Source organism: Streptomyces sp. NPDC023527 (genome assembly GCF_055560115.1).
The window spans coordinates 256,668-282,783 of sequence record NZ_JBVHJJ010000007.1 but is presented as its reverse complement, the minus strand read 5'-3'; the positions used below and the strand labels follow the sequence as shown (position 1 = coordinate 282,783).

Sequence of the window (26,116 nt, the reverse complement as noted above, 5' to 3'; positions counted from 1 at the left end):
GGGGTGGGTGCGGCGCCGCGGCGCCGCACCCACCCGTCAGGCGTATTCCGAGGGTGTCAGCCCTTCTCCGTGACGCCCGCGGTGTCGAACGTCGCCACCTCGTGCATCGCGCGGGCCGCGCTCTGCACGACCGGCAGGGCCAGCAGCGCGCCCGTGCCCTCGCCCAGGCGCAGGTCGAGGTCGACCAGCGGACGCAGCCCCAGCTTGGTGAGGGCCGCGACATGGCCGGGCTCCGCGCTGCGGTGGCCCGCGATGCACGCGGCCAGCGCCTCGGGGGCGATGGCGCGCGCCACGAGCGCCGCGGCGCCCGCGCTGACGCCGTCGAGGATCACCGGCGTGCGCAGCGACGCGCCGCCCAGGATCAGGCCGACGAGCGCGGCGTGCTCCAGGCCGCCGACGGCCGCGAGGACGCCGATCGGGTCCTTGGGGTCCGGCTGGTGCAGTTCCAGGGCGCGGCGTACGACATCGATCTTGCGGGCGTGCATCTCGTCGTTGATGCCGGTGCCGCGGCCGGTGATCTCGGCCGGGTCGGCGTCGGTGTAGACGGAGATGAGGGCGGCCGACACGGTGGTGTTGGCGATGCCCATCTCGCCCGTCAGCAGCGCCTTGTTGCCGGCGGCGACCAGGTCACGGGCCGTCTCGATGCCCACCTCGACGGCGTGCAGCGCCTCTTCGCGGGTCATCGCGGGGCCGGCGGTGAAGTCGCTCGTACCGGGGCGGATCTTGCGCGGCAGCAGGCCGGGGGTGCTGGGCAGGTCGCCCGCCACACCGACGTCGACGACGCAGACCTCGGCGCCGACCTGGTTGGCGAAGGCGTTGCACACCGCGCCGCCGCCCAGGAAGTTGGCGACCATCTGGGAGGTGACCTCCTGGGGCCACGCCGTGACGCCCTGGGCGTGCACCCCGTGGTCACCCGCGAAGATCGCGACGGCGGCGGGCTCGGGGATCGGCGGCGGGCACTTGCGCGACAGACCGCACAGCTGCGCCGAGATGATCTCCAGCATGCCGAGCGCGCCGGACGGCTTGGTCATGCGCTTCTGGCGCTCCCACGCCTCGCCGAGCGCCTTGGCGTCGAGCGGGCGGATGCCGCGCAGGGTCTCCGAGAGGAGGTCGTGCGGGTCCTCACCGGGCAGGGCCCGGCGCCCGTACGTCTCCTCGTGGACGACCCACGACAGGGGGCGGCGCTTGGCCCAGCCGGCCTGCATCAGCTCGGGCTCTTCCGGGAACTCGTCGACGTAGCCGACGCAGAGGTAGGCGACGACCTCCAGGTGCTCGGGCAGGCCGAGCTCGCGGACCATCTCGCGCTCGTCGAAGAAGCTCACCCAGCCGACGCCGAGGCCCTCGGCGCGCGCGGCGAGCCAGAGGTTCTCGACGGCGAGCGCGGAGGAGTACGGGGCCATCTGCGGCTGGGTGTGCCGGCCGAGGGTGTGGCGGCCGCCGCGGGTGGGGTCGGCGGTGACGACGATGTTGACGGGCGTGTCGAGGATGGCCTCGATCTTCAGTTCCTTGAACTGCTTGGCCCGCGCCTTGGGGAGGGACTTGGCGTACGCGTCGCGCTGGCGGGCGGCCAGCTCGTGCATCGTCCGGCGGGTGTCCTCGGAGCGGATGACCACGAAGTCCCACGGCTGGGAGTGGCCGACGCTGGGCGCGGTGTGCGCGGCTTCGAGGACGCGCAGCAGGACCTCGTGCGGGATGGGGTCCCGGCGGAAGCCCTTGCGGATGTCGCGGCGCTCGCGCATCACGCGGTGCACGGCGTCGCGCTCGGCGTCGGCGTACCCGACGGCGGCGGGTCCGACCGGCTCGGTGGGGAGTTCGGCCACGGCCTCGGCTGCCTTGTCGTCCACTGCGGGATTCCCGTCCGCTACAGGGGTCTCGTCCGCTACAGGGGTCTCGTCCGCCACGGAGGTCTCGTCCGCCACGGGCTCCGGCCGCGCCTCCGCCTCGGCGGGCGCGGCGACAGGCGGCGCGGGGACGGTCGCCGGCTGCGGGGCGGTCGGCTCGGCGGCGGTGGGCTCCGGTTCCGGCTGGGGCGCGGGGAGGTGTACGGCCGGTACGGGCTCGGCATCCTCGGTGACGGGCTGTGCGGCCTCGGCCTGGGGCTCCTGCGGGGCGGCCGGCTGCGGTTCGGCGGCGGGCGCGGGAGCCTGCTCGGCCTCGGCGTTCACGGGCTCGGCCGTCGGCTCGGGCTGCTGAGCGGCCTCCGCGACGGGCGTCTGCTCGATGGCCGGCTGGTCATCGGAGGCGGCCGGCACGGGCTCGGACGCGGCCGGCACGGGAGCCTCGGCCGCCGGTACCGGAGCCTGCTGGACGGCAAGGGCCTCCGCCGGTGCGGGAGTCTGCTGCTCGGGGATCGATGCCTGCTCCGCCCGGACGGCGTCGACAGTCGGCACGGCGGTGCCCTCTGCCGCCGGGGCCGTGTCCTCGGGGTCCTGTACCGCGGCGGCGGTCGGCTGCTCCGGCTGCGCGACCTCGGCAGCGGACGGCGCGACCGGCTGGTCCTGAACGGCGGCGGCGACCGGGACGTCCTGCTGAACGGGCTCGGCGGGCGGGGTCGGCTGGGCGGCCGCGACCGGCTCACCCTGAACGGCGGCCGCGACACCCTGCTGGACGGCCTCGGCGGCCGGCGCGGCGGCCACCTGCTGCTCCTGGGCGGCGTCCGCCACAACGGCCGGGGCCGGCTGTGCGGTCCCGGTCATCGGCACAGCGGCCGGAGCGTGCTGGGCATCCGCCACGGCCACACCCTCGGCGACCGCGACCGGCTGGGCGACCTGGGCTACCGGTGCTTCCACCGGCGGCATCTGCGCCTGGGCGGCATCCGCGACGGCGGCAACCGGCTGGACAGCCTCCGCGACCGGCATATCGGCCGCGACCTGCTGACCTGCACTCACATCCGCCACAACAGCACCCTCAGTCATCACATTCGGCTGAACGGCATCAGCGGTGGAGGGCTCGGCCTGGGCCTCCTGGCCCGGGTCCGCTGCCGCCACCGCGACGCCTTCAGCGATCACACCCGGCTGAACAGCCTCGGCAACGGCAGCGGTCACGGCCTCGGCGGCCGGGGCCTGCTGAAGCGCGGCTTCCGGCTCGGCCGCGCTCTCGACGGGGGCAGCCTGCTGCACCGCCACGGCCTCCGCGACCGGCGCGGCCGTCACCATCTGCTGGTCCTGGACCGGCTCCTCGACAGCCGCGACCGGCTGCACGGCCTCGGCGGCGGCCGGCATGCCTGAAACGACCTGCGCTTCCGCCTGCTCCGCAACCGCGACAGCCTCTTCGGCGGCGGCCACCGGGGCGACGGCCTCGGGGACCGGCACCTGCTGGACGGCCTCCGCGACCGGCGCCGGCTGCGGCTCCGGTGCGGCCTGCGCGACCGGCTCGGCGGCGGGCGCCGGCTGCGGCTCCTGCCGGCCCGTGGCGTGTGCCAGGGCCTGGGCCACGGCCGCCGCGGCGGCGTCGGCGGGCGGCACGTTCTCGGCGACGGGCGCTGACGTCGTCTCAGCGACGGGCGCGGCCGGGGCCGGGGTGGGTGCTGACGTCGTCTCAACCGGCATGTCGACGCTCGCGGCGGGTTCGGCGGCGTGCTGCGCGGGGGCGTCGGCGACTATCGACGGGGCCGCGCCGGTCGGCTGACCAGGGCGGTCGGCGGCCACTGCCTGCGGCGGTACGTACGCGGTGGGCGGGGTCGGGGCCTGCTGCGGCTGCGCGTCCCAGGTGCCCGGCTGCTGCTGGGGCACCTCGCCGAGGCGGGGCGCCGTGGCGTCGTGGGTGACGTCGAGGTATTCGGGGCCCTGCCCGGACAACGTGGGCGGGTCGGCCCGGTGGGCCGGGGCCGGGCCGCGGTCGGCGAGGGAGCGTACGACTCCGCCGGTGGGGTCGGGCACGGGCGGGCCCATGTGCAGCGGGCGGCGCTGGGGCGCGGGGGCGGCGGGCGGGGGCGTGCGGACGTCGCCGTAGTCGACCGAGCCCGTGTCGCGGCCGCCGGTCTCGTGCGTACCGCCCTGGGCGGCCGGCTGCTCCATCCAGGCGCCCTGGGCGCCCGGCATCAGCAGGAGGTCGTCCTCTTCCGCGGCGTCCGCCTCGGCACCGTCCGCGTGGTCGTGGAAGGTGTAGGCGGTGGGGGCTCCGGTGTCGGCAGGGGCTGCGGCTTCCGTGGGGAACGGGTGGCCGGGCAGCGCGCCTGCGTTCTCCGGCTGTCCCTCGCCCGGGAACTGGCCGGTGTCGGTCATGCGTACCCCTCGCCCATCGGTAGTGCTCCTTCCACGCTCACGCCCATAGTCAAGAACGAGCGTCCATGCCTCGCGGCACGTTGCATGTCGCCCGCCCCTACCTTGCCGTGCTCCCACCAAAAGGAGGGTGCGTTCGGGACATTGACGACTGTGTTGTCGGACACCGGGGGGCGGTACAACGATCCGCCAGCCTACCCTCCGCCCGGCGGACCAAGGTCACAGGTGGGTGCGGCGGCCGCTCAGCAGGAAGGTGACCGAGCGTTCGCGCTCCGTCCAGGCGGCGGTGTCCAGCTCCACTGCCTGGAGCAGGGCGCACTCGACGGCGTAGCCGCCCTCGGCGAGGGCGCCGCCGATGGCCTCGGCCTCGTCGCGGGTCGCGGCGTGGGCGACGATCCGCTCGGGCCGGCGGGCGGCGCAGGCGGCGACGACGGGGGCACCGCCGCCCCCGACGCGGACGACGTCGGGCTCGGGGAGGTCCTCCAGGACGTGGGGCGCGGTGCCGTGGACGACCTGGAGCTGTACGCCGTAGCGGCGGGCGGCGGCGGTGGTGCGGCCGCAGGCGTCGGCGTCGCGGTCGACGGCGATGACGGCGGCGCCGAAGCGGGCGGCCTCGACGGAGGCGGCGCCGCTGCCGGAGCCGATGTCCCAGACGAGGTCGCCGACGCGGGGGCCGAGGCGGGCGAGTTGGGCGGCCCGCAGCTCGGTGGACTCGCCCTCGCCGAGGTCGGTGCCGTAGGCGTCGGCGGGCAGCGCCCAGCCGCGGACGGCCGGCGGGTAGTTGGGGTCGCGGCCGGCGAGCCAGCCGCCGCCGGTCCGGGAGCGCGCGGCCCCCCAGCCCTCGGCGGTGGGCTGTCCGGCGCCGGGGCCGGCGCCGCCGATGACGATGACGACGTTGGGGTCGCGCCAGGCGTGGTCGGCGACCTTGTCGGAGGTGAGGACGGTGACCTGTTCGCGGTCGGTGCCCAGTTCCTCGCAGATGACGAAGGTGCGGTGGACGGGCCCGAGGAGGAGGGCGAGTTCGGCGGGGCCGGCGCCGGGCGAGGTGAGGACGGCGACCTTGGTGTGGGCGCGGCAGACGTTGACCGCGCGCCGCAGGTCGCGGCTGTGGGCGACGACGACCTGGGCGTCGTCCCAGGGCATGCCCGCGCGGGCGAACGCGGCGGCGACGGAGGAGACCGCGGGCACCACCTCGACCTCCAGGCCGTGCTGGGGTGCGCGGAGGGTGCGTACGACGCCGAAGAAGCCGGGGTCGCCGTCGGCGAGGACCACGGCGGAGCCGCGGTGCCCGGCGATGCGGCGGGCGGCGAGGTCGAGGCTGCCGAGCCGGACGCGCTCGGCGGCGGCCGGGATCTCGGGCAGTGCCAGGTGGTGCGCGGCGCCGGCCACGAGGGTGGCGGCCGCGAGGGCGGAGCGGGCCGCGTCCGTCAGCGGTGAGCCGTCCCACCCGATCACCGTGACCCGGTCGGCCATCGTCGTCATTCTCCTGGCTTGTCGCCGGGTCGCCGCCCAGCAGTGGCTGGGTGAGTGGCCCGTGGTGGCTGGGGGTGCCGTCCAGCGGTGGCTGGTGAGGGCACCGTGAGAGTACCCCGGTTGGTCCGTACCGGACCGGTTCGGGACGGACCGGATCGGATCGGTGGTGCGGCGCGGGTCAGCGCCAGTCGGGGAAGGCCCCGGCGTAGCCGGTTCCGCCGGCGTGCTGTTCGCGTACCTCGTCGAGGTCCTCGGGCAGCAGGCTCCAGACGATGAGGTCGGTGCGGATCTCCGTCCAGCCGCCGTCCTCGGTGCGGCTGCGTGCTATCCAGGCGTTCCGCAGCACCCCTTCGCTGATGCAGCCGACCTTCTGGGCGACCTGCTGGGAGGCGGTGTTGTCGGCGGGGGTGCGCAGTTCGAGGCGCTCGAAGCGCTGGTCGCGGAAGAGCCACTCGGCGACGGCCATGACGGATTCGCAGGCGTAGCCCTCGCCGCGGGCCCAGGGGGCGACGACGTAGCCGATCTCGGCGGAGAGGGTGCGCCAGTCGGTGTGGTGCAGGCGCACGCAGCCGACGAGGCGGTGGGTGAGGAACTCGGTGACCGCAAAGACGATTCCGCGACCTCGGGTGCGCTCGGCGGGTGCCTGGCGCAGGGCCCAGTCGCGGGCGTGGGCGGTGGTGTAGGGGTGGGGCGTGGCGGTCCAGGCGGTGACGAGTTCGTCGCTCATCATCTCCACGAGCGCGGGGACGTCCTCCCCGTCGAACGGGCGCAGCACCAGTCGGTCCGTACTGATGGAGATGTCCGGGAAGGTGGATGTCATGCGCTGCTCCAACGCCGGGGAGGGTGTGGGCTCGGGACGGGTGCGGTCCGGGCTTTGAGTGCACCAGCATGCAGCATCGATGCGTGGGTGCGCCAAGCGCGTCCCCGTACGGCCGCAGGCCCGCGCACACCGATGGGTGCGGGGGCCTGCGGCCGTACGGGCTACGGGGGCTGTCGGAGGGTCAGCTCTTGACGGCACCGAACGCGGGGAGGACCGCGCCGTTGCTGTACTTCTCCTCGATGAACTTCTTGACCTCGTCGGAGTTCAGGAGCTTGGCGAGCTTGGCGATGCGCGGGTCGGCCTCGTTGCCCTTCTTCACGGCGAGGAAGTTGGCATAGGGGTTGCCCTCGGCCTTCTCCAGGGCGATGGAGTCCTTGGCCGGGTTGAGCTTGGCGCCGATGGCGAAGTTGCCGTTGATGACGGCGGCGTCGACGTCGGCGAGGCGGGAGGGGATCTGGTCCGCCGCCAGCTCGGTGAACTTGACGCCCTTCTTGTCCTCGACGTCCGCGAGCTTTGCTTCGGCGCCGACGCCGTCCTTCAGCTTGATGACGCCGTTGTCGGCGAGCAGCTTCAGCGCGCGGCCCTCGTTGGTGGCGTCGTTGGGCACGGCGATGGTGGAGCCGTCCGCGAGGTCGGTGAGCTTCTTGTCCTTCTTGGTGTAGAGGCCGAGCGGCTCGATCTCGACGTTGACGACCGGCACGATGTCGGTCTTGTTCTTCTTGTTGAAGTCGTCGAGGTAGGGCTTGTGCTGGAAGAAGTTGGCGTCGACCTCGCCGTTCTGGGTGGCGGTGTTGGGCAGGACGTAGTCCTGGAACTCGCGCACCTTGAGGTTGAGGCCGGCCTTCTTCGCGAGGTTGTCGCGGACGTAGTTGAGGATGTCGCCGTGCGGGGTGGGGCTGGCGGCGACGGTGAGGGTTGCCGACGGGTCGGCGTCCTTGCCCTTCTTCTCCGAGCCGCCGGAGGAGGTGTCGGAGGGGGCGCTGCAGGCGCTCAGGCCGAGGGTGAGCGCGGCGGCCGCGGCGATGGCGGCGGTGAGCTTGACGGTGGTACGCACGAAGAGTGCCTCTTTCTTGATGTCACGAGGTGTTGCCGCCCGGCAAAGGGTCCGGGCTCGTGGGGTTGTGGGTGCCTGCCCTGGGCGGGGCTCAGCGGGTCTTGGTGAGGGCGACCGCCTCCGTGGTGGCGGGGTCCGTGGCGTCGGCGGGCTTGCGGGGCGCGGGGAGGAGGCGGCGGATGCCCACGGCGGCCGTCTGCCGGCCGCCGTGCCGGGCGAGGCGTCGTACGGCCAGGTCGCCGGCGAGCTGTACGGCGGTCACGATGACGATGAGCAGCAGGATGGTGATGTTCATCAGGCCGGTCTCGTGGCGCTGGAAGCCGTAGGCGATGGCGAGGTTGCCGAGGCCGCCGCCGCCGACCGCGCCGGCCATCGCGGAGTAGCCGATGAGGGCGATGACGGTGGTGGTCAGGCCGGCGATGAGCGAGGGCAGGGCCTGCGGGAGGAGCACCTTGAGGACGACGGTCCAGGTGCCGCCGCCCATCGACTGGGCCGCTTCGACCAGTCCGTTGTCGACCTCGCGGACGGCGGTCTCGACGAGGCGGGCGAAGAAGGGGATGGCGCCGATGGCGAGGGCGACCACGGCGGCGCTGGGGCCGATGGAGGTGCCGACGACCATGCGGCTGAAGGGGATCAGCCAGACCAGGAGGATGATGAAGGGCAGCGAGCGGCCGAGGTTGACGACCACGCCGATGACCTTGTTCACCACGACGTTCTGGAGCAGGGCGCCGCGGTCGGTGAGGACCAGCAGGATGCCCAGCGGCAGGCCGCCCACGATGGCGTAGACGGTGGACCACCACACCATGAAGAGGGTGTCCAGACAGGCGTCACGCAGCAGGGGCTGCATTTCGGACCAGGTCACTTGGCACCTTCCTTGAGGAGCTCGTCGGCGGGTGCCGGGATGTGCACGGGTGCCACCTCGACCTGGAGTCCCTGCTCGCGCAGGAATCCGATCGGGACGACGTTCTCCTCGAAGCGGCCGGGCAGCTCGATGCGCATGCGGCCGACCTGCTTGCCGGCGACGGTGTCCATCGCGGCGCCCAGGATGGAGATGTCGATGTTGTACGTGCGCGACAGCTGGGAGATGACCGGCTGGGTCGCGGCCTCGCCGTGGAAGGTGACGTCCACGACCGTACGGTCCTCGCCGGAGGGCTCGCCGCCGACGGGGAAGAGCTCGGCGGCCAGCTCGGAGCCGGGGGTGGCGAGCAGGCCGGAGACGGTGCCGGACTCCACGACGCGGCCGCCCTTCATCAGGGCCGCGGAGTCGCAGATCGTCTTGACGACCTCCATCTCGTGGGTGATGAGGAGGACGGTGAGGCCGAGCTGCTGGTTGAGGTCGCGCAGCAGCTGGAGGATGGAGCGGGTGGTCTCCGGGTCGAGCGCGGACGTCGACTCGTCGGAGAGCAGCACCTTGGGGTCGCCGGCGAGGGCGCGGGCGATGCCGACGCGCTGCTTCTGGCCGCCGGAGAGCTGGGCGGGGTAGGCCTTGGCCTTGTCGGCGAGGCCGACGAGGTCGAGGAGTTCGAGTGCCTTGCGGCTGCGCTCCTTGCCGGAGACGCCGAGGATCTCCAGCGGCAGTTCGATGTTGCCCTGCACGGTGCGCGAGGAGAGCAGGTTGAAGTGCTGGAAGACCATGCCGATGTGGCTGCGGGCCTCGCGCAGCGCCTTGTTGGCGCGGGGGCCGCGGCCGGCGAGGGCGGTGAGGTCGTGTCCGTCCACGGTGACCGTGCCGGAGCTGGGGCGCTCCAGGAGGTTGACGCAGCGGATGAGGGTCGACTTGCCGGCGCCGCTCTGGCCGACGACGCCGTACACCTCGCCCTCACGCACATGGAGGTCGACACCGTCGAGGGCGGTGACCTCGCGGCCGCGTGAGCGATAGACCTTTGTCAGGCCCGTAGTGGTGATCACAGGGGTTTCCGTCACTGTCGAGTGCGCGGCGGTGGTGGTGCCGGCACGGGCATTCATTGCGGAACGCGGCATCGGTGAGCCCCGGGGGCGCGCGGTGCGCGGTGGTCGGGGGTACTGGTGACGCGGGGCGGAGCCGTCCGTATCCGCGTCCGGCGGGGACGCGGTGCGGGGCTCTACGGGTCTCGCTTCGGGGCGCGAGGCACGGAACGGGGGCCCTCAGCAGTCACACATTCGACACATGCGACGAGCAGCACCGGGCGTCGTGATCGCCTCGGTCGCAAGAGTGCGGGTGCTCGTCGTGGTCATGCGGGAAAGTAAAACAGACGGATGTGCGGGTCGGCCAAGCCTGTCCGAATAGCGGACGTTCATGGCCGGTCCGTGGACACATCCCTTGCTCTGTCGATGATCTTCATCCCGCTCGTGACCTGTACGAACACGGGTCGTCGACCCTGCGGGGCACCCTGTCGGGAGGCCGTCCGGAGGGCGCTTTGTGGCCAAGGCCACGACGCGCCCGGCGCACGCCCGGGGCCGCGCGCCGGGCGCGGGCGGCGGGCCATTAAAGTCGTCCCATGCTTGTCAAGCCCCATCCGCACGCCCGCGCCGCGCGGGGGCCACGGTGATCGACGCGCTGACGCTCGCGGTCGGTGTGACCGCCTTCGCGCTGGCCGCCTGGTGCGGCTTCGCCTTCTCGCGCGACCAGTCCACCAAGGACTGGCACTTCATCGGCATGGCCGTGGTGTCCGTCCTGGCACTCGTCCAGCTCGTCATCGGCGTGGTGCGCCTGGGCGGCGGCGACAGGCCCGCGCAGGGCACGGCGATCTTCGTGGCCTATCTGCTCGGCTCGGCGGCCGCCGTCCCGGCGGCCGGCTTCATGTCGCTCGCCGAGCGCACCCGCTGGGGCTCGGCCACCGTGGCGGCGGGCGGCGTGATCCTGGCCGTGCTCGAAGTGCGGCTGTACGACATCTGGGGAGGCTGACCATGTCCGGACCCGTGGCGGGCGACAAGCCCGCGTTCAACCTCGGCGAGGGGCCGGGCCGCCTGCTGGTCTGGCTCTACGGGGTCTTCACCGTGGCCGCGGCGTCCCGCTCGATCGTCCAGATGATCGTGGACTTCGGCCGGGCGCCGCTGGCCTACGTGCTGTCGGCGATCGCCGCGGTGGTGTACGCCTTCATCACGTACTCCCTGGTCCGCGGCGGACCGGCGGCCCGCAGGCCGGCGCTGGTGTGCTGCGCCGCCGAGCTGGCCGGTGTCCTGGTCGTCGGGACGTGGACCCTCGTCGCGCCGTCGGACTTCCCCGACGCGACGGTGTGGTCCGACTACGGGATGGGCTATCTCTTCATCCCGGTGATCCTGCCGGTGACCGCCATGATCTGGCTGCGCCGAGCGGTCCCGGGCGGCGCGCGCTAGGCGCTCCTCGCGAAGGCGGCCTCCGGGTCGCCGTCGTTCGCAGCCGCCTCGGCGGGGCTCTTCTCCAGGGTCACCAGCGTGAGCTTGCGGGTGAGCTGCTCGGCGGCGACCCGCTCGTAACCCCATTTGCGGTACAGGCGCAGATTGCCCTCGTTGCGGTGGCCGGCGGCGAGCCGGTACCGCCTGGCGGAGCGTTCGACCGCGAGCCGTTCCTCGATGGCCGTCAGCAGGCGTCCACCGAGGCCGTGCCGCCGCATCCTCGGGTGGACCATCAGCCCGGAGATCACGCCCGTGCCGTCGCCGTCGACGGTGCCGCGCGCCGAGCCGACGACCTCGTCGCCGAGCCGGGCCACCAGCACCAGGCCGGCGTCCAGTTCGGTGCGCAGTTCGGCGAGGCTCTGGGTGAGGGGGGCGAGGGAGTAGTCGCCGTACAGCTCGGCCTCCCCCTGGTAACAGAGGTACTGCAGTTTGAGGATCCGCTCGGCATCGTCTTCGGTCGCCGCAGAGATGGTCACGCTCATGCCCATGTGCGCACGCCTCCCCTTTTCGGTTCGGTCCGCCCTGACAGGAGCCGTCGCGGATGCACGTCGTCTCCATGGCACCGGTTGTCTACCGCTCCTTTCCCCAACGTCCAGGAGCCGCAACCTCCGCCGTGAGCATTCTGCGCAGGCAACCAAGGCAACGGGAACGTACGGGCCCCAAAGATCCCTGTGACATTCCCAACTCGCCTGCGATTTCTCGGTACGTCGGGTCGCTGCGGGACAGCAGCGCGCTCAGCAGGCGGGGGCACCGGCCGGGCAGCCGCCGCACGGCCGCCCGCAGCACCCGGCCCTCCTCGGCGGCCAGCACCGCCTGTTCGACACAGGAGCCGGAGCCGCCGGACGGCTCGCCGGCGGTCGGGTCGTAGAGCACCTCGCGCCGGGCCAGGCGGCGCGCCACGCGGGCCTCGGCCCGTACCGCGGCGCGTATCCGCAGGGCGGCGACGGCGGGGCGGCTGCGGGTGGTGGCCCGGTCGCTCAGCAGCCGCACCCACACGGCCTGTTCGAGGTCGGCGGCCTCGACGCCGGCGGCCGGCGCCTCCGCCGCGCACTCGGCCGCCAGCAGCGGGCGGAGCGCGGTAAGAAGATCGTTGGGTGTCATGACCGGCGGGACGTGGCCGCCCGTCCCGCCGGTTGCCGTCCGGGCGCGCGGTCACTCGTCCGAGTGAGAACGCGCGCCCGGCCCTGACGTGGCGGCTACTTCTTGACGAAGTCGGCGCGGGCTATCGCCGCGGTGTCGCAGTTGTCCGAGAAGATCCCGTCGATGCCGGTGGCGAAGTAGACCTGGAAGGCGCCGAGGGCGTCGCCGTAGGCGTTGGGGTCGGTGCCGCGGCGGAAGTCCGCCGGCAGGAAGCTGTTCTCGTTGCGCATGGTGTACGGGTGCAGGATCAGCCCCGCCGCGTGGGAGTCGCGCACCAGCGTGGTCGGCTTGGTGAGCCTGTCGTTCTTGTCCCGGGGAATGATCAGGTTCACCCACGGGCCGATGCCCTGGGCGAAGCCGGAGACCCACTTCAGGCCCTTGGGGGTGATGAGGTCGGCGACCGTGCGCGGGTCCTTGGCCTCGGTGAAGTCCCAGGGGCGGGTGGTGAGGTCGTCGAGCAGGAGCACCTTGGGGCAGTCGACGCCGAGCTTGTTCAGCCGCTGGAGGCTGCTGGGCTCGAAGGACTGCAGGAACGTATGGGTGTTGCGGCCGGCCCGCCCGTAGCGGCGCAGCAGCTTGGCCAGACGCTCCTCCAGGCCCAGTCCCGCCTTGCGGAAGTAGGTGGGGTGCTTGGTCTCGACGTGCAGCCAGACGCGGCGGCCGCGCTTGCGGCCCTGCTCGTCGGCCCACTTCAGGACCTCTTCGAAGGTGGGGACCTGCCAGTGACCGTCGTAGAGGGTGTTGTGCTGCCGGGTGCCGGGGATGCGCTCCTTGGCGCGCAGCGTCCTCAGCTCGGCGAGCGTGAAGTCCTCGGTGAACCAGCCGGTGTGGGCCTCGCCGTCGACGGTCTTCGTCGTCTTGCGGGAGGCGAACTCCGCGTGGTCGGCGACATCGGTGGTGGCGGTGATGTCGTTCTCGTGCCGGCAGACGAGGTGGCCGTCCTTGGTGGGCACGACGTCCTGCTCGATGACGTCCGCGCCGTTGTCGAGGGCGAACTGGTAGGAGCCGAGGGTGTGCTCGGGCCGGTAGCCGCAGCCGCCGCGGTGTCCGATGACGGTCGGGACCGGCAGGTCCTTGTACGAGCCGGAGTCCCCGTGCCCGTGTGCGTTGCCGCGCGACGCGGCGGCCGCCGGGCCGGCTCCGCCGCCGAGGACGGCCGCTCCCGCTCCGAGGGCGGCCGCCGCCCCGAGAAGGGTGCGCCTGCCCGGCCGGTGCTCGTGCTCCATGAACGCTCCTAGCGTGTATTGCTCCGGTGCCTGTCCGGCACCTGTCAGACGCGCCGATCGTAGACACGTACGACTTACCTGTGGGAGGACGAAGGTCAAACGGGGTCCAAACTCACGTCAACACTGCGTATCAGGTGCATGAACCCGGTGTGCGCACCACGGGTACCGACGAGTATGGTCAGCCCCTGCGCAGGCATGCGCCTCACGACCACCACGACCGGAGGGCCCGTTGTCCCGCATCTTGCTCAAGGCGTTCCTCGGATTGCTCATGCGCGTCCTGTACCGCCCCAAGGTCGAGGGCACCGAGCACATCGCCGGGAGCGGGCCGGTGATCCTGGCCGGCAGCCATGTCACGTTCGTCGACTCGCTCTTCCTCGCGCTGGTCGTCAAGCGGCAGGTGTTCTTCATCGGCAAGGACGAGTACGTCACGGGCAAGGGGATCAAGGGCCGGCTGATGGCGTGGTTCTTCACCTCGTCCGGCATGATCCCGGTGGACCGCGACGGCGGCCGCGGCGGTGTCGCGGCGCTGATGACGGGCCGCCGGGTGCTGGAGGAGGGCAAGGTCTTCGGGATCTACCCCGAGGGCACCCGCTCCCCCGACGGCCGCCTCTACCGCGGCCGGACCGGCATCGCCCGCCTCGCACTGATGACGGGCGCGCCGGTGGTTCCGTTCGGGATGATCGGCATGGACAAGGTCCAGCCGGGCGGCAAGGGCATGCTCCGGCTCGCGCCGGTGACGGTGCGCTTCGGCGAGCCGCTGGACTTCTCCCGCTACGAGGGCATGGACCGCGACCGCTATGTGCTGCGCGCCGTCACCGACGAGGTCATGAGCGAGGTCATGCGCCTGTCGGGCCAGGAGTACGTGGACGTCTACGCCACCAAGGCGCGGGAGTCCAAGGCCGCCTGACGGCGGCCCGTCCACCGCACTCCTGATCCGGGACCACTAGGCCCGGCCGACACACTGGGGCTGGAAGCCCGGGTCGGCCGGGCCCTTGTGCGCCAGGGCGTCGAGCACCCACTGGGCGACGACCGGGTCCTTGGTGGCCTGGTCGTGCATGTAGAGGTCGAGCGGGCACTTGTCCTGCAGGACGATGTTGGTGAGGTGCTCGGCCGGGCCGGTCAGCAGCGCGCTGGTGTACGGGATGACGACCTCGTCGTAGCGCGTGGTGATGACCGTGTAGTCCGGGCCGGCCGGGGTCTCCTCGCCCTCGTTGAGCTTGCGCAGCAGCGGCGAGCCGACCTGCTGGTCGACGCAGGACGGGCAGATGGTCCAGCCGGCGGGGATGGCCAGGGGGTTCTTGGTGCCGTGGTTGGAGGGGACGATGCCGACGAGGTCGTCGACCTTGTCCGCGCCGCCGAGGAACTTGACGTAGTAGCGCGGCATCATGCCGCCCTGGCTGTGGCCGACGATGTCGACCTTCTCGGCGCCCGTCGCGCCCCGCACGGCCTCGACGAAGTCCCTGAGCTCGGCCGCCGCCTGCGGGATGGGGTCGGTCTCCAGGTGCCCGTAGTTGAAGGCGAAGACGCAGTAGCCCGCCTCCTTGAGCTTCGGCGAGAGCTTGGCCCAGTTCTCGGCCATCAGCTTGAAGGTGCCGTTGACCAGCACGACGGGCTGCGGGTGGGCCGAGTCCGGCTTGCAGGACCAGTCGTTGGCCCCGCGCGGCGGGATGTCGAGGACGGAGGCGGAGGCGGGGGTCGCGAGGCCCGTGAGACCGAGCGTCGCGGTGGCCGCCGCGGCCAGCAGGAACCTGACTGTCTTGCGCATACGCATGGTGGGGGATTCCTTAGGTGCACGGACTCTCGTCCGAACCATGTTCGACAATGTCGACCAGTGGTCGAGATCGTTCCCTGTGCATAAGGATGTCGTCAAGGACGATTGTTTCCGGGAAATGTCACACGGGCCGGGGCTTGCCGCCCCGGCCCGTGGTGAGGTTTGCTGCTCACTTGAGCCACATCGTGCTCAGCGACGCTTCCTGGGAGCTCAGTGATCCTGGGCGCCCTCTTCCAGCTTCTGGCCTCGCAACAGGAACCACGCCGCCACGGCCGTGGCGAGCAGCACGACCGCGCCCACGCCGGAGGCGATCCGCAGGCCGTCGACGAAGGCGTCCTGGGCGGAGGTGAGCAGCGCCTCCCCCTGTCCGCCCGGCAGCTCCGCGGCCGCCTCGACCGCGCCGCCGAGGGAGTCGTGCGCGTCGGCGGCCGCGCCGGCCGGCACGTCGGCGGGGGTCACGAAGTCGCGGTAGACGCCGGTGACGATCGAGCCGAGCAGCGCGATGCCGAGCGCCGCGCCGAGCTCGTACGCCGTCTCGGAGACCGCCGAGGCCGCGCCCGCCTGCTCCTTGGGCACGCTGGAGAGGATCACGTCCGCGGTGACGGTGAAGGAGAAGCCTGCTCCGACGCCGACGACCAGCAGGACGGCGCCGAGCGCGGGGTAGGCGGTGCCGGCCTGGAGCCAGACCAGCACCGCGAGCGCGATCCCGATGCCCGCGAGCCCGCCGGCCACCACCGACCGCACCGACCAGCGGCGGGCGGCCCGCCCGGCGAGCAGGCCCGCCGTGACCGCTCCGACGGCGGCGGGCAGCTCCGCCAGGCCCGCCTCCAGCGGGCTGCGGTCCTGCACCAGCTGGAGGAACTGCGAGAGGAAGAAGACCAGCCCGGACAGGCCGAGGATGGTCAGCAGGTCGGCGAGGACCGCGCCGGAGAAGCCCCGGTGGTGGAAGAGCCGCATGTCCAGCAGCGGTTTGGGCAGCCTCAGCTGCCGCCGGGCGAACCACACCAGGGCCAGCACGCCGACGACACCCGCCAGGGCGTACTCCCAGCGCGGGCCGTAGGCCGCCGTCTCCTTGACCGCGTAGACGATGGCCACGATGCCGACCATGGACAGGACGACGCTGAGCAGGTCCCAGGGGCCGGGGGCCGGGTCGCGGGACTCGGGCAGCAGCTTGACGCCGACGACGACGAGGACGGCCATCACCGGCAGGTTGATCAGGAAGACCGAGCCCCACCAGAAGTGCCCCAGCAGGAAGCCGCCGACGACCGGACCGACGGCCGCGCCGGCGGAGGCCATCGCGCCCCAGATGCCGATGGCGAAGCTGCGCTCCCTGGGGTCGTGGAAGAGGTTGCGGATGAGCGCGAGGGTGGACGGCATCAGCGTCGCGCCCGCCACACCCAGCAGGGCGCGGGCGGCGATCATCATCTCGGGGCTGGTGGCGTAGGCGTTGAGCACGGACACCGCGCCGAACGCCACCGCGCCGCACAGCAGCAGCTTCTTGCGGCCGATGCGGTCGCCGAGGCTGCCCATGGACACCAGCAGCCCGGCGATGACGAAGGAGTAGATGTCGCCGATCCACAGCAGCTGGGTGCCCGAGGGGCGCAGGTCCTCGCTGAGGAAGGGGGTGGCGAGGCCGAGGACGGTCGCGTCGACGGCGACGAGGAGGACGGCCAGCACCAGGACGGCCAGCGCGAGCCAGCGTCCGGGGCGCGGCGCTTCGTACGGCGGGCGGGCGGCGTCGCTGGTCACTGTTTCATCCTCCGCTGCGCGCCGCCGAGCAGCAGCTCGGCGACCATCCGGGTGCGGTCCTTGGTGGCGACCCGGCCGTCCTGCACGGCCCACGCGCCGGCGCCGATCAGTCCGTAGAGCGCCTCGGTGAGCCAGGCGGCCGACAGCTCCAGGCGGAAGACGCCCTCCTCCTGACCCCGGCGGAACAGGGCCGTCACGCGGGCGTCGAGACGGTTCCAGCCTCCGTCGACGCCGGCTTCGTAGAGCTGGTTCTCGGTGAAGAGGAAGGCCATGATCCCCGCGACCGGCTCGGTCTTCGCGATCAGCCGGCGGACGGCTTCGGCCGCGTCGCCCTCCTCGATCCGGGCCTCGTCCAGGGCCTGCTCGAACTGCTGGATGCCGAGCTGTTCGAGGGCGCGTACGAGCGCGTCGCGCCCGGCGAAGTGGCGGTGGAGGGTGGCGCGGCTGATGCCTGCGGCCTTGGCGATCTCGTCCATGGAGGCGGTCGCCTTGCGGGTGAGCAGGGCGGCCGCCTCGGCGAGCACATGGTCACGGTCGACACTCATGAGACGACGATAACCCGGATGAGACAGTGATGTCTCATCCGGGTTTTCGACGTCTCAGCGAGGAGGGGTCAGCGCTTCGCGTCCGCCCATTCGCGCTGGACCGCGAGGTCGGCCTTGACCTCGGCCAGCTGGACGGCGACCGCCGAGGGCGCCGTGCCGCCGCGCCCGCTGCGCGAAGCGAGCGCGCCGGCCACGTCGAGGACGCCACGGACCTCGGGCGTCAGGTGCGGCGAGATGGCGGCGAACTGCTCGTCCGTGAGCTGGTCGAGCTCGATGCCGTGCGCCTCGCACTCCTTGACGCACTCCCCCGCGACCTCGTGCGCCACACGGAACGGCACGCCCTGCCTGACCAGCCACTCCGCGATGTCGGTGGCCAGGGAGAAACCGGCGGGGGCCAGTTCCTCCATCCGGGCGCGGTTGACGGTGAGGGTCGCCATCATGCCCGTGAACGCCGGGAGGAGGATCTCCAGCTGGTCGCAGGAGTCGAAGACCGGCTCCTTGTCCTCCTGGAGGTCGCGGTTGTAGGCGAGCGGCAGCGCCTTGAGCGTCGCCAGCAGGCCGGTGAGATTGCCGATCAGCCGCCCGGACTTGCCGCGCGCCAGCTCGGCGATGTCCGGGTTCTTCTTCTGCGGCATGATCGAGGAGCCGGTGGAGAAGGCGTCGTGGAGGGTCACGAAGGAGAACTCCTTCGTGTTCCAGATGATGACCTCCTCGGCGATCCGCGAGAGGTCGACGCCGATCATCGCCGTGACGAAGGCGAACTCCGCGACGAAGTCCCGCGAGGCCGTCCCGTCGATGGAGTTGCCCACCGAGCCGCGCTCGAAACCGAGGTCGGCCGCGACCGCCTCCGGGTCCAGCCCGAGGGAGGATCCGGCGAGCGCGCCCGAGCCGTACGGCGACACGGCCGTGCGCTCGTCCCACTGCCGCAGCCGCTCCGCGTCCCGGCCGAGCGCCTGGACGTGGGCGAGGACATGGTGGGCGAAGAGCACCGGCTGGGCGTGCTGGAGGTGCGTGCGCCCGGGCATGGCGACGTCCGCGTGGGCCTCCGCCAGGCCGACGAGGGCCTCCTGGAGGTCGGCGATCAGCCCGCCGATGATCCGGGCGTGGTCGCGCAGATACATCCGGAAGAGCGTGGCGACCTGGTCGTTGCGGGACCGCCCGGCGCGCAGCTTGCCGCCGAGGTCGGGGCCGAGCCGCTCCAGCAGACCGCGCTCCAGGGCGGTGTGGACGTCCTCGTCGGCGATGGTGCCGACGAAGGTGCCGGCGGCGACATCGGCCTCCAGGAGCCCGAGCCCCTCCATCATCCGCCGCAGCTCGCCGTCGTCGAGCAGCCCGGCCTTGTGCAGGACGCGGGCGTGGGCGCGCGAGCCGGCGATGTCGTACGGGGCGAGCCGCCAGTCGAAGTGGACGGAGGCGGAGAGCTTGGCGAGCGCCTCGGCGGGGCCGTCGGCGAACCGGCCGCCCCACAGCCGTACGCCGTCGCCTCCGGCGGGGGACTGCGATCCGGTGGTCATCTTGGAATAGCTCCTGGTCTGCCGTGGCGCACGGCGCCGGGCGGTGATCCTCCCGCCCGTGCGGCCGGGCGGGAGGAGTGGGTCGTCGATGCGAGCCGCGGGCTACTGCGCCAGGTCGCGCTTGGCGGCGATCTTCGAGGACAGGCCGAAGATCTCGATGAACCCCTTCGACATGGACTGGTCGAAGGTGTCGCCGGTGTCATAGGTGGCGAGGTTGAAGTCGTACAGCGACTTCTGGGACCGCCGGCCCGTGACGACGGCCCGGCCGCCGTGCAGGGTCATCCGGATGTCGCCGGTGACGTGCTCGTTCGCCTCGGCGATGAAGCCGTCCAGGGCCCGCTTGAGCGGGGAGAACCACAGGCCGTCGTAGACCAGCTCGGCCCACCGCTGCTCGACCTGCCGCTTGTAGCGGGCGAGCTCGCGCTCGACGGTGACGGCCTCCAGCTCCTGGTGGGCGGTGATCAGCGCGATCGCGCCGGGCGCCTCGTAGATCTCCCGGGACTTGATGCCGACCAGCCGGTCCTCGACCATGTCGAGCCGGCCGACGCCCTGCGCCCCGGCCCGGTCGTTGAGCTGCTGGATGGCCTGGAGCACGGTGACCGGCTTGCCGTCGATGGCGACCGGGACGCCCTGCTCGAAGCTGATGATCACCTCGTCGGCCTCCCGGGGGGTGGCCGGGTTGGCGGTGTAGTCGTAGACGTCCTCGATCGGGGCGTTCCAGATGTCCTCAAGGAAGCCGGTCTCCACGGCCCGCCCGAAGACGTTCTGGTCGATGGAGTACGGCGACTTCTTGGTGGTCGCGATCGGGAGGTTCTTGGCCTCGCAGAAGGCGATGGCCTTGTCCCGGGTCATGGCGTAGTCACGGACCGGGGCGATGCAGGTGAGCTCCGGCGCGAGGGAGGAGATGCCGGCCTCGAAGCGGACCTGGTCGTTGCCCTTGCCGGTGCAGCCGTGGGCGACGGTGGTCGCGCCGTGCTTCTTGGCGGCGGCGACGAGGTGCTTGACGATCGTCGGCCGGGAAAGGGCGGAGACCAGCGGATACCGGTCCATGTAGAGGGCGTTCGCCTTGATCGCCGGGAGGCAGTACTCCTCGGCGAACTCGTCCTTGGCGTCCGCGACCTCCGCCTCGACCGCCCCGCAGGCGAGCGCGCGCTTGCGGATGACGTCCAGGTCCTCGCCGCCCTGACCGACGTCCACGGCAACGGCGATGACCTCGGCGCCCGTCTCCTCGGCGATCCAGCCGATGGCGACGGAGGTGTCCAGACCGCCGGAGTAGGCGAGTACGACGCGCTCGGTCACGGGGTTCTCCTTACGGGGGTGCATTCGGTGATAGGCATAACTATGCACTGGGCCGTATGATTCGTCAATCCCCGGTACGGGTGAATGAGGGAGGGGGTCCGGGCGCGAGCGCTCGCGCGGGGGCCCGGATTTGGATCACGCCGCCAAACAGGATATTTTCTTCTTGCACGCCCCGCCGGGAACACCCGGAGGGACACGGCACCGGGACGTGGCGCAGCTTGGTAGCGCACTTGACTGGGGGTCAAGGGGTCGTGGGTTCAAATCCCGCCGTCCCGACGGTGCAGATGGGCGAAGGCCCAGATCAGAGGCCCTGTCTCACTTCGGTGAGGCAGGGCCTTCGTCGTTGCTTCGGGCGATCTTGTCACGATTTGTCATGGTTGCTGTAGATTTTGGCCAGCCGGCAGTCAGCAGCTCGCCGAGCTTGTCCAAGCCGGCCCGCAGGCTCTTCGGATCCGGATGGACGTAGACCCGCTCGGTGAAGGACAGGTCGCCGCGTCCGGCCCGGACCGAGACCACCGTGTCGGGCACGCCGTTGCCGGCCATCCGGGAGAGGCAGGCGTGACGGGCCTCGTACAGACGAACCCGACGGACTCCGGCCTGCTTCATCAACTGCTGCCACGTGAATCCACCGAGCAGGCGCGTCGCGCCAGGTGAATCCCTGATTTTATCGAGGGCTCACCGTTGCCAAGTCAATAGTTGTTTTTTCAGTCGTCGATCCTGCAATTTCTTCGACATGCGTTGGGCTCCTTGCCGTGTCAGACTGATCACAGAAAGCACTTCGGGCGATAATCACCATCGGAGGTGCGTAATGGTAGCCCTGTTCGCTGATACACGCCGCATGGAGCTCAGCGAAGCGCTGGGCAATATTGGAGAACTGAAGGGCGTAATCGCAAATGAGCTGAAGAATGACGGCTTCAGTGACGTCATCAACAACCAAGCCGAAGTCGCAGGAAACCGCAATGGTATGCGTCTGTCGATCCTGCATCTCTTCATAGGCGACCGAAGCTTTTTCCAACAGGTTATGGCTGCGGGCGATAATGGTGATGCCACGCTTGGCCTGGTCAATGAGGTCAAGGGAAAAATACAGTCCCTACATTTCCTGTAGGCCAGCGCTCTCCACGGACCACACAAGCAGGAGTGCCCAATGTCTCGTGACCGGTTCGAACACGTGGATCCGACAACCAATGCGGACGAAAATAACCTGGATCGCGCACTGTCCTACGGACAGCCGGCTGCACAAGGGGTCGAGTCGAGTACCACGACAAGCCAATCCCGCCCTGCCGAAAAGTCAGAGACGTCGGTTCGGTCGAAGAGCACCGGCACAGCGGTCCGCAAGGAACCGGCTTCGGGTAAGGAAGCATGATGTCGCTGAAACTTGTGAATCAACACAACTCGCTCATATGGGCGATGGTGGAGTGGTACCGGCCCAATTGCCCTGACGGGGGCGACTGGATCAAAAAGGGCTGGTGGCAAATCGAAGCAGGTCAGTCCGCCGTCGTCTATGGCGGTAACGTCCTGGATGTAAATACGTATTGGTACACCTACGCCCACTCGGCGGATGGGAAAGAATGGCGCGACGGCTTTCCTGAACTTGTACCCATAAACGCTTTCGAGTGGTGTGAACACACTGCAGACACCAGCTCGCGACAAGTGTTCATGAGTCAGTTCGCTGTGGGCGCTCCAAACCACGTGCACACCTTCTTGGGCCCATAGACCGAACACCTGCCATGACGACGTGTCACGCTGTGGGTTCAAATCCCGCCGCCCCGACGGTGGAAAGAAGCCTCTGATGTGCGGGAAACCGCAGATCAGGGGCTTTTTTCTTGTATGAGGGGCCCATCTTTCGTATGAGGTGGGCCCGCCTTTCGTATGTGAGCCCGGCGCCGGCCCGGCCGGGTCACCTCGCGGGGCCGGCAACGGTCACCGCTTCCGCGAGATCCGGGGTGTCCGTGAGCAGGTGCCGCATGGTCGCGGCGGCGCTGACCGCGGCGTCGGCGCAGCAGTTGTTGAACAGGACGTGCACCTCTTTCGCGCGGCGGGCCAGCCGCCGGATCCGTTCCGTCCACGGGATCAGCTCGGCGGCCGTGTAGCGGTGGCGGAAGCGGTCCTCCTTGCCGCCCGTCCCCCAGGCGCCGGAGCGCCCGTGGAAGCGGACGACCGCCAGGTCCGGGTGGGTGACGTCGTCGGTCGGCGGCAGAGCCGCGGGGACGGTCTGCGCGGTGTCGACGGCCACCAGGGACATGCGGTGGGCGCCCAGCACGTCGAGGGTGCGGGGAAGCTCGTCGGGCACCAGCCACGCGGCGTGGCGGAACTCGGCCGCGAGCGGCAGCCCCGGCGCGCGCTCACGGCATTCCGCCAGAGCGGCGTGGGCCCGGGCGCCCGGGCGCAGCCACGGCGGGAACTGCAACAGCACAACGCCCAGCCGGCCGGACTCCCGCAGGGGGCGCAGTGCGCCCGTGAAGCGTTCCCACAACTCGTCCACTACCCCGGACGGGAGTTCGTCGCACGCCACCCGGCGCTGCGCCGGGCCCGCCGGCCGGAGGTCCGCGGGCAGCGCGCCGGCTCGTACGGCGTGGCCGGTCAGGGGCGCGAACGCCTTGACGTCGAAGGTGAACCCGTGGGGCGTCCGCTCCACCCACAGCCGGCTGTTGCGGGTGCTGGGAAGGCCGTAGTACGTCGCGTCGACCTCCACCACGGGGAAGCGGTCCGCGTAGTGGCGCAGCCGGCCCTCGGGCCCCCGCGCTCCGGGTGGGTACCAGCCGGAGGCCACGAGGGCGGGGTCGGTCCAGGAGCACGTGCCCACCAGAATCTTCGCCATGGGCGGACGGCTACCCCGCGCCCGCCGTCCCATGGCCGGCTCTCCGGCAGCGGCGCCGCCCGGTCCCCGGCGGAGTATTCCGTCCGGCTCCGGGAACCAGCATGTCCGACGGACCACTGGAAGGAGCGGCCGCAATGCGCAGCGTCGGTGTGGAAGAGGAGCTGCTCCTCGTGGACCCGGAGACCCGGAATCCCCGTGCGGTCGCGGGGACGGTCCTGGCCCGGGCGGAGGCCGGGGGCGAGGACGAGGCGGCCCTGGAGAAGGAGTTGCAGCGGGAACAGCTGGAGACCGCGACCCGGCCGACGACCGATTTGGCGGAGCTGGCGGCGGAGGTGCGAAGGGGCCGGAGCACGGCCGCGGAGCAGGCGCGGCGCGCCGGGGCGGAAGTGGCGGCGCTGGCCACCTCGCCCCTGCCCGTCGATCCCTCGCTGAGCACCGGGCGGCGCTATCGGAAGGTGGCGGAGGAGTTCGGGCTGACGGCTCAGGAGCAGTTGACGTGCGGTTGCCACGTCCATGTGGGCGTCGAGTCGGACGAGGAGGGGGTCGCGGTCCTGGACCGGATCCGGCCGTGGCTGGCCCCCTTGCTCGCACTGAGCGCGAATTCCCCTTTCTGGCAGGGGAACGACAGCGGTTACGACAGCTACCGCAGTCTGGTCTGGGGCCGGTGGCCGTCGGCGGGGCCGGTGGAGGTGTTCGGTTCGGCCGACGCGTACCACGCGCAGGTGCGGGCGCTCCTGGCGACGGAGACGCTGCTCGACCAGGGCATGATCTATTTCGATGCGCGCCTGTCGCGCAACTACCCCACCGTGGAGATCAGGGTGGCGGACGTCTGCCTGGACGCCGATGACACCGTGCTGATCGCGGCGCTCGTCAGGGCCCTGGTGGAGACGGCGGCCCGCGCCTGGCGCGCGGGCGAGCCGCCGGCGCCGGCCACGGTGGGGCTGCTGCGGCTGGCGAACTGGCGCGCGGCGCGGTCCGGTGTGTCGGGCCATCTCGTCCATCCGCTGACGTGGGCCCCCGCTCCCGCGGAGACGGTGGTGAAGGCGCTGCTGAGCCACGTCCACGAGGCTCTCTCGGACGCCGGGGACCTGGAGTTGGTACGGGAGTCGGTGGCCCGGTTGCTCGGCCGGGGCGGTGGAGCCGGCAGGCAGCGTGAGACGTTCGACCGCACGGGCGAACTCCGGGCGGTCGTCGCGGACGCCGTCGCGCGGACCGCCGCCTGAACGAGGGCAGGGGGTACGGGATCCGCCGCGCCCGCCGTGTCACGGCGGCGCGCGGATCACGTCGGCGGCATCCGGCGGGCGGCACCGCCGATCGTTCGACGCCGCGTCAGCCGTCCCCGGCCCGCTCAGCCCACCCGTACCCCCGCCCGGAAGACCGCCGTCACCGCGTGCACGGCCGCGATGTCGGTGAGCGGGTCGCCGGCCAGAGCCACGAGGTCGGCGTCGTAGCCGGGGGCGACGCAGCCCTTGTGGCAGGCGACGCCGCACATCCGCGCCGCCGTGGAGGTGGCGGCGCGCAGCGCCTCCAGGGGCGTGAAGCCCATCTCCACCATCGCGGCGACGCTGTACCCGTAGCCGCCGTGCGGCTTGACCGGGAAGACCCCGGCGTCGCTGCCGCAGACCATGGTCACGCCCGCCTGCCGCATCGCGGCGAGCCCGGGGGCCAGGCCGGCGACCCGGCGGGCGATGTGCGGCGGGGGCGGCGGGCCGCCCGGCAGCGCGCCCAGGGTGAGGGAGGCGACGACGCCCGCGCGGACCATCTCGTCGAGAACGCGGCGGTCGTAGTCGACGCCGTCGTCGGTGAGGAAGAAGCAGTGCTCGACGGAGTCGAAGCCGGCGGCGACGGCGTCGGCGATCCCGGTCGCCGCGTGGGCGTGGGCGGTGATCGGCAGCTCGTGGCGGTGCGCCTCGCGCACGGCGGCGCGGAGTTCGGCGGGCCCGTACTGCGGCCGGTACGGGTCCGAGCCGGTGGTCAGATCGCCGCCGGTCACCATCACCTTGACCACGTCGACGCCGCGCGCGGCGCGTTCGCGTACGGCCGCCCGTACGCCCTCGACGCCCTCGGCGACGCCGCCGAGGAACCAGCAGTGGCCGCCCGGAGTGGTGATCGGCGGTCCGGCGGCGAGCACCCGCGGTCCGGCCGCGGGGTCCTTCGCGGTCTCCTCGCGCAGCCGCAGCGCGAGATAGCCGCGGTCGCCCAGGTCCCGTACGGTCGTCACGCCCGCGGCCAGCGCCGCCCGGCCCGCGGCCCGCATGCGTTCCAGCAGTTCCTCGTCGTCGGCCCGGCGCACCCGGCCGACGACGTCGTCGCTCGCGTCGAAGGCCAGGTGGACGTGGGTGTCCACGAAGCCGGGCAGCAGCGTCGCCTCGCCCAGGTCGACCGTCCGGGCACCGGCCGGCGGCTCACCGCCGGACCGGACGGCGATGATCCGCCCGTCGTCGATCAGCACCAGCGGCCGTTCGACGCGCTCGGCACAGACCCCGTCGAACAGCGATCGCGCGCGTACTGCCAGCATCGACACCCTCCCTGCCGCCGGACACCCTGGTCCACAGTGGCACGGCGGCGGGCGGCCGCGGCAGGGCTCAGCGTTCCTTCTGCGCCAGCCTCAACAGGTGGTCGGCCAGGGCCTGGCCGCCCTTGGGGTCGCGGCTGATGAGCATGACGGTGTCGTCGCCCGCGATGGTGCCGATGATCTCGTGGACGCCGGCCTGGTCGATGGCCGAGGCGAAGAACTGGGCGGCGCCCGGCGGGGTGCGCAGCACCACGAGGTTGGCGGACGCCTCCGCCGAGATCAGCAGCTCACCCGCGAGGCGGCCCATGCGGGCCTCGGTCGCCGACTCCCCCAGCGGGGCGCGGGGGGTGCGGTCGCCGCCCTCGGAGGGCACCGCGTAGATGAGCTCGCCACCGGTGTTGCGGATCTTGACCGCGCCCAGTTCGTCGAGGTCGCGGGAGAGCGTCGCCTGGGTGACGGACAGTCCGTCGTCGGCGAGCAGCTTGGCGAGCTGGCTCTGCGACCGCACCGGCTGCCGGCTGAGGATGTCCACGATCCTGCGGTGGCGGGCGGTGCGGGTCTGCGGTACGGCCTGTCCGCCGTGGATCGGCTCGGGCTCCTGCGCCTCGGTCATCGTCT

The 26,116-nt window shown here is 71.8% G+C and carries 24 protein-coding genes and 1 tRNA gene; 7 read left to right on the top strand and 18 right to left on the bottom strand.

The window, feature by feature from the left end; genetic code table 11:
- Positions 1-56: 56 nt before the first annotated feature.
- The 6 genes from cobT to ACZ303_RS16600 form a co-directional block, all read right to left on the bottom strand.
- The gene (cobT, locus tag ACZ303_RS16625; protein ID WP_467339468.1) at positions 57-4,223 is read right to left on the bottom strand and encodes a nicotinate-nucleotide--dimethylbenzimidazole phosphoribosyltransferase; all 4,167 of its coding nucleotides are present in this window, start codon (positions 4,221-4,223) and stop codon (positions 57-59) included.
- Positions 4,224-4,439: 216 nt separating this feature from the next.
- The gene (cbiE, locus tag ACZ303_RS16620; RefSeq protein ID WP_467339466.1) at positions 4,440-5,693 is read right to left on the bottom strand and encodes a precorrin-6y C5,15-methyltransferase (decarboxylating) subunit CbiE; all 1,254 of its coding nucleotides are present in this window, start codon (positions 5,691-5,693) and stop codon (positions 4,440-4,442) included.
- Positions 5,694-5,871: 178 nt separating this feature from the next.
- The gene (locus ACZ303_RS16615; protein ID WP_467339464.1) at positions 5,872-6,513 is read right to left on the bottom strand and encodes a GNAT family N-acetyltransferase; all 642 of its coding nucleotides are present in this window, start codon (positions 6,511-6,513) and stop codon (positions 5,872-5,874) included.
- Between the two features lie 181 nt (positions 6,514-6,694).
- Positions 6,695-7,567 carry a MetQ/NlpA family ABC transporter substrate-binding protein gene (locus tag ACZ303_RS16610; RefSeq protein ID WP_467339462.1) on the bottom strand — a complete coding sequence of 291 codons (873 nt, stop codon included), beginning with the start codon at positions 7,565-7,567 and terminating at the stop codon, positions 6,695-6,697.
- 91 nt (positions 7,568-7,658) lie between these two features.
- Positions 7,659-8,429, bottom strand: coding sequence for a methionine ABC transporter permease (locus ACZ303_RS16605; protein WP_467339460.1), 771 nt, complete (start codon positions 8,427-8,429; stop codon positions 7,659-7,661).
- The gene (locus tag ACZ303_RS16600; protein ID WP_467339458.1) at positions 8,426-9,532 is read right to left on the bottom strand and encodes a methionine ABC transporter ATP-binding protein; all 1,107 of its coding nucleotides are present in this window, start codon (positions 9,530-9,532) and stop codon (positions 8,426-8,428) included. Before ACZ303_RS16600 ends, ACZ303_RS16605 begins: the two co-directional genes overlap by 4 nt.
- A 559-nt stretch (positions 9,533-10,091) precedes the next feature.
- Here ACZ303_RS16600 and ACZ303_RS16595 point away from each other — a divergent pair.
- The gene (locus ACZ303_RS16595) at positions 10,092-10,451 is read left to right on the top strand and encodes a hypothetical protein (protein WP_467339456.1); all 360 of its coding nucleotides are present in this window, start codon (positions 10,092-10,094) and stop codon (positions 10,449-10,451) included.
- 2 nt (positions 10,452-10,453) lie between these two features.
- On the top strand, positions 10,454-10,882 hold the full coding sequence (locus ACZ303_RS16590; RefSeq protein ID WP_467339454.1) for a hypothetical protein: 429 nt from the start codon (positions 10,454-10,456) through the stop codon (positions 10,880-10,882).
- Here ACZ303_RS16590 and ACZ303_RS16585 read toward each other — a convergent pair.
- The 3 genes from ACZ303_RS16585 to ACZ303_RS16575 form a co-directional block, all read right to left on the bottom strand.
- Positions 10,879-11,484, bottom strand: a complete 606-nt coding sequence (locus ACZ303_RS16585; protein ID WP_467339452.1) for a GNAT family N-acetyltransferase — start codon at positions 11,482-11,484, stop codon at positions 10,879-10,881. The genes ACZ303_RS16590 and ACZ303_RS16585 overlap by 4 nt on opposite strands.
- Positions 11,485-11,491: 7 nt before the next feature.
- Positions 11,492-12,022: a sigma-70 family RNA polymerase sigma factor gene (locus ACZ303_RS16580; protein ID WP_467339450.1), complete on the bottom strand. Its 531-nt coding sequence runs from the start codon at positions 12,020-12,022 to the stop codon at positions 11,492-11,494.
- A 95-nt stretch (positions 12,023-12,117) separates the two neighbouring features.
- Positions 12,118-13,287: a glycerophosphodiester phosphodiesterase gene (locus ACZ303_RS16575; protein ID WP_467339448.1), complete on the bottom strand. Its 1,170-nt coding sequence runs from the start codon at positions 13,285-13,287 to the stop codon at positions 12,118-12,120.
- Between the two features lie 229 nt (positions 13,288-13,516).
- On the opposite strand from ACZ303_RS16575, the gene ACZ303_RS16570 reads away from it, so the two are divergent.
- Positions 13,517-14,194 (top strand): lysophospholipid acyltransferase family protein, encoded by a 678-nt coding sequence (locus tag ACZ303_RS16570; protein ID WP_467339446.1) that lies wholly within the window; start codon positions 13,517-13,519, stop codon positions 14,192-14,194.
- 36 nt (positions 14,195-14,230) lie between these two features.
- Here ACZ303_RS16570 and ACZ303_RS16565 read toward each other — a convergent pair whose 3' ends face one another.
- The 5 genes from ACZ303_RS16565 to ACZ303_RS16545 form a co-directional block, all read right to left on the bottom strand.
- Positions 14,231-15,058 (bottom strand): alpha/beta fold hydrolase, encoded by an 828-nt coding sequence (locus ACZ303_RS16565; protein WP_467339444.1) that lies wholly within the window; start codon positions 15,056-15,058, stop codon positions 14,231-14,233.
- Positions 15,059-15,268: 210 nt separating this feature from the next.
- The gene (locus ACZ303_RS16560) at positions 15,269-16,807 is read right to left on the bottom strand and encodes an MFS transporter (RefSeq protein ID WP_467339442.1); all 1,539 of its coding nucleotides are present in this window, start codon (positions 16,805-16,807) and stop codon (positions 15,269-15,271) included.
- Positions 16,804-17,352, bottom strand: a complete 549-nt coding sequence (locus tag ACZ303_RS16555) for a TetR/AcrR family transcriptional regulator (RefSeq protein WP_467339440.1) — start codon at positions 17,350-17,352, stop codon at positions 16,804-16,806. The genes ACZ303_RS16560 and ACZ303_RS16555 overlap by 4 nt, the downstream gene beginning before the upstream one ends.
- 68 nt (positions 17,353-17,420) lie before the next feature.
- Positions 17,421-18,866: an argininosuccinate lyase gene (gene argH / locus ACZ303_RS16550; protein WP_467339439.1), complete on the bottom strand. Its 1,446-nt coding sequence runs from the start codon at positions 18,864-18,866 to the stop codon at positions 17,421-17,423.
- 102 nt (positions 18,867-18,968) lie between these two features.
- Positions 18,969-20,165 carry an argininosuccinate synthase gene (locus ACZ303_RS16545; RefSeq protein WP_467339438.1) on the bottom strand — a complete coding sequence of 399 codons (1,197 nt, stop codon included), beginning with the start codon at positions 20,163-20,165 and terminating at the stop codon, positions 18,969-18,971.
- 202 nt (positions 20,166-20,367) lie between these two features.
- Between ACZ303_RS16545 and ACZ303_RS16540 the strand changes: the two genes are divergently transcribed.
- Positions 20,368-20,441, top strand: a tRNA-Pro gene (locus ACZ303_RS16540).
- Between the two features lie 39 nt (positions 20,442-20,480).
- Here the strand turns inward: ACZ303_RS16540 and ACZ303_RS16535 are convergent.
- The gene (locus ACZ303_RS16535; RefSeq protein WP_467339436.1) at positions 20,481-20,771 is read right to left on the bottom strand and encodes a hypothetical protein; all 291 of its coding nucleotides are present in this window, start codon (positions 20,769-20,771) and stop codon (positions 20,481-20,483) included.
- 232 nt (positions 20,772-21,003) lie between these two features.
- Between ACZ303_RS16535 and ACZ303_RS16530 the strand changes: the two genes are divergently transcribed.
- Entirely contained in the window at positions 21,004-21,270 is a 267-nt protein-coding gene (locus ACZ303_RS16530) for a hypothetical protein (protein ID WP_467339434.1), read from the top strand.
- Between the two features lie 254 nt (positions 21,271-21,524).
- Complete coding sequence (locus tag ACZ303_RS16525; protein WP_467339432.1) at positions 21,525-21,878, top strand: DUF1036 domain-containing protein; 354 nt, start codon at positions 21,525-21,527, stop codon at positions 21,876-21,878.
- Between the two features lie 184 nt (positions 21,879-22,062).
- On the opposite strand, the gene ACZ303_RS16520 is transcribed toward ACZ303_RS16525, so the two are convergent.
- The gene (locus ACZ303_RS16520; RefSeq protein WP_467339430.1) at positions 22,063-22,983 is read right to left on the bottom strand and encodes a DUF72 domain-containing protein; all 921 of its coding nucleotides are present in this window, start codon (positions 22,981-22,983) and stop codon (positions 22,063-22,065) included.
- 134 nt (positions 22,984-23,117) lie between these two features.
- On the opposite strand from ACZ303_RS16520, the gene ACZ303_RS16515 reads away from it, so the two are divergent.
- Positions 23,118-24,206: a glutamate--cysteine ligase 2 gene (locus ACZ303_RS16515; protein WP_467339428.1), complete on the top strand. Its 1,089-nt coding sequence runs from the start codon at positions 23,118-23,120 to the stop codon at positions 24,204-24,206.
- A 125-nt stretch (positions 24,207-24,331) separates the two neighbouring features.
- On the opposite strand, the gene ACZ303_RS16510 is transcribed toward ACZ303_RS16515, so the two are convergent.
- Together ACZ303_RS16510 and ACZ303_RS16505 are read right to left on the bottom strand one after the other, a co-directional pair.
- A complete protein-coding gene (locus tag ACZ303_RS16510; RefSeq protein WP_467339426.1) occupies positions 24,332-25,501 on the bottom strand; it encodes a metal-dependent hydrolase family protein in 1,170 nt (389 codons plus the stop codon).
- 67 nt (positions 25,502-25,568) lie between these two features.
- Positions 25,569-26,111, bottom strand: coding sequence for an arginine repressor (locus ACZ303_RS16505; protein ID WP_215082477.1), 543 nt, complete (start codon positions 26,109-26,111; stop codon positions 25,569-25,571).
- Positions 26,112-26,116 lie beyond the last annotated feature (5 nt).

Bases quoted from the DNA above. Each gene is read 5' to 3' on its own strand.
- argH (WP_467339439.1), bottom strand. From the start codon at position 18,866: ATGACCACCGGATCGCAGTCCCCCGCCGGAGGCGACGGCGTACGGCTG.
- ACZ303_RS16600 (WP_467339458.1), bottom strand. From the start codon at position 9,532: ATGAATGCCCGTGCCGGCACCACCACCGCCGCGCACTCGACAGTGACG.
- ACZ303_RS16615 (WP_467339464.1), bottom strand. From the start codon at position 6,513: ATGACATCCACCTTCCCGGACATCTCCATCAGTACGGACCGACTGGTG.
- ACZ303_RS16530 (WP_467339434.1), top strand. From the start codon at position 21,004: ATGGAGCTCAGCGAAGCGCTGGGCAATATTGGAGAACTGAAGGGCGTA.
- ACZ303_RS16505 (WP_215082477.1), bottom strand. From the start codon at position 26,111: ATGACCGAGGCGCAGGAGCCCGAGCCGATCCACGGCGGACAGGCCGTA.
- ACZ303_RS16590 (WP_467339454.1), top strand. From the start codon at position 10,454: ATGTCCGGACCCGTGGCGGGCGACAAGCCCGCGTTCAACCTCGGCGAG.
- ACZ303_RS16565 (WP_467339444.1), bottom strand. From the start codon at position 15,058: ATGCGTATGCGCAAGACAGTCAGGTTCCTGCTGGCCGCGGCGGCCACC.
- ACZ303_RS16515 (WP_467339428.1), top strand. From the start codon at position 23,118: ATGCGCAGCGTCGGTGTGGAAGAGGAGCTGCTCCTCGTGGACCCGGAG.
- ACZ303_RS16520 (WP_467339430.1), bottom strand. From the start codon at position 22,983: ATGGCGAAGATTCTGGTGGGCACGTGCTCCTGGACCGACCCCGCCCTC.
- ACZ303_RS16525 (WP_467339432.1), top strand. From the start codon at position 21,525: ATGATGTCGCTGAAACTTGTGAATCAACACAACTCGCTCATATGGGCG.
- ACZ303_RS16575 (WP_467339448.1), bottom strand. From the start codon at position 13,287: ATGGAGCACGAGCACCGGCCGGGCAGGCGCACCCTTCTCGGGGCGGCG.
- cbiE (WP_467339466.1), bottom strand. From the start codon at position 5,693: ATGGCCGACCGGGTCACGGTGATCGGGTGGGACGGCTCACCGCTGACG.
- ACZ303_RS16580 (WP_467339450.1), bottom strand. From the start codon at position 12,022: ATGACACCCAACGATCTTCTTACCGCGCTCCGCCCGCTGCTGGCGGCC.
- ACZ303_RS16535 (WP_467339436.1), bottom strand. From the start codon at position 20,771: ATGAAGCAGGCCGGAGTCCGTCGGGTTCGTCTGTACGAGGCCCGTCAC.
- ACZ303_RS16510 (WP_467339426.1), bottom strand. From the start codon at position 25,501: ATGCTGGCAGTACGCGCGCGATCGCTGTTCGACGGGGTCTGTGCCGAG.
- cobT (WP_467339468.1), bottom strand. From the start codon at position 4,223: ATGACCGACACCGGCCAGTTCCCGGGCGAGGGACAGCCGGAGAACGCA.
- ACZ303_RS16555 (WP_467339440.1), bottom strand. From the start codon at position 17,352: ATGAGTGTCGACCGTGACCATGTGCTCGCCGAGGCGGCCGCCCTGCTC.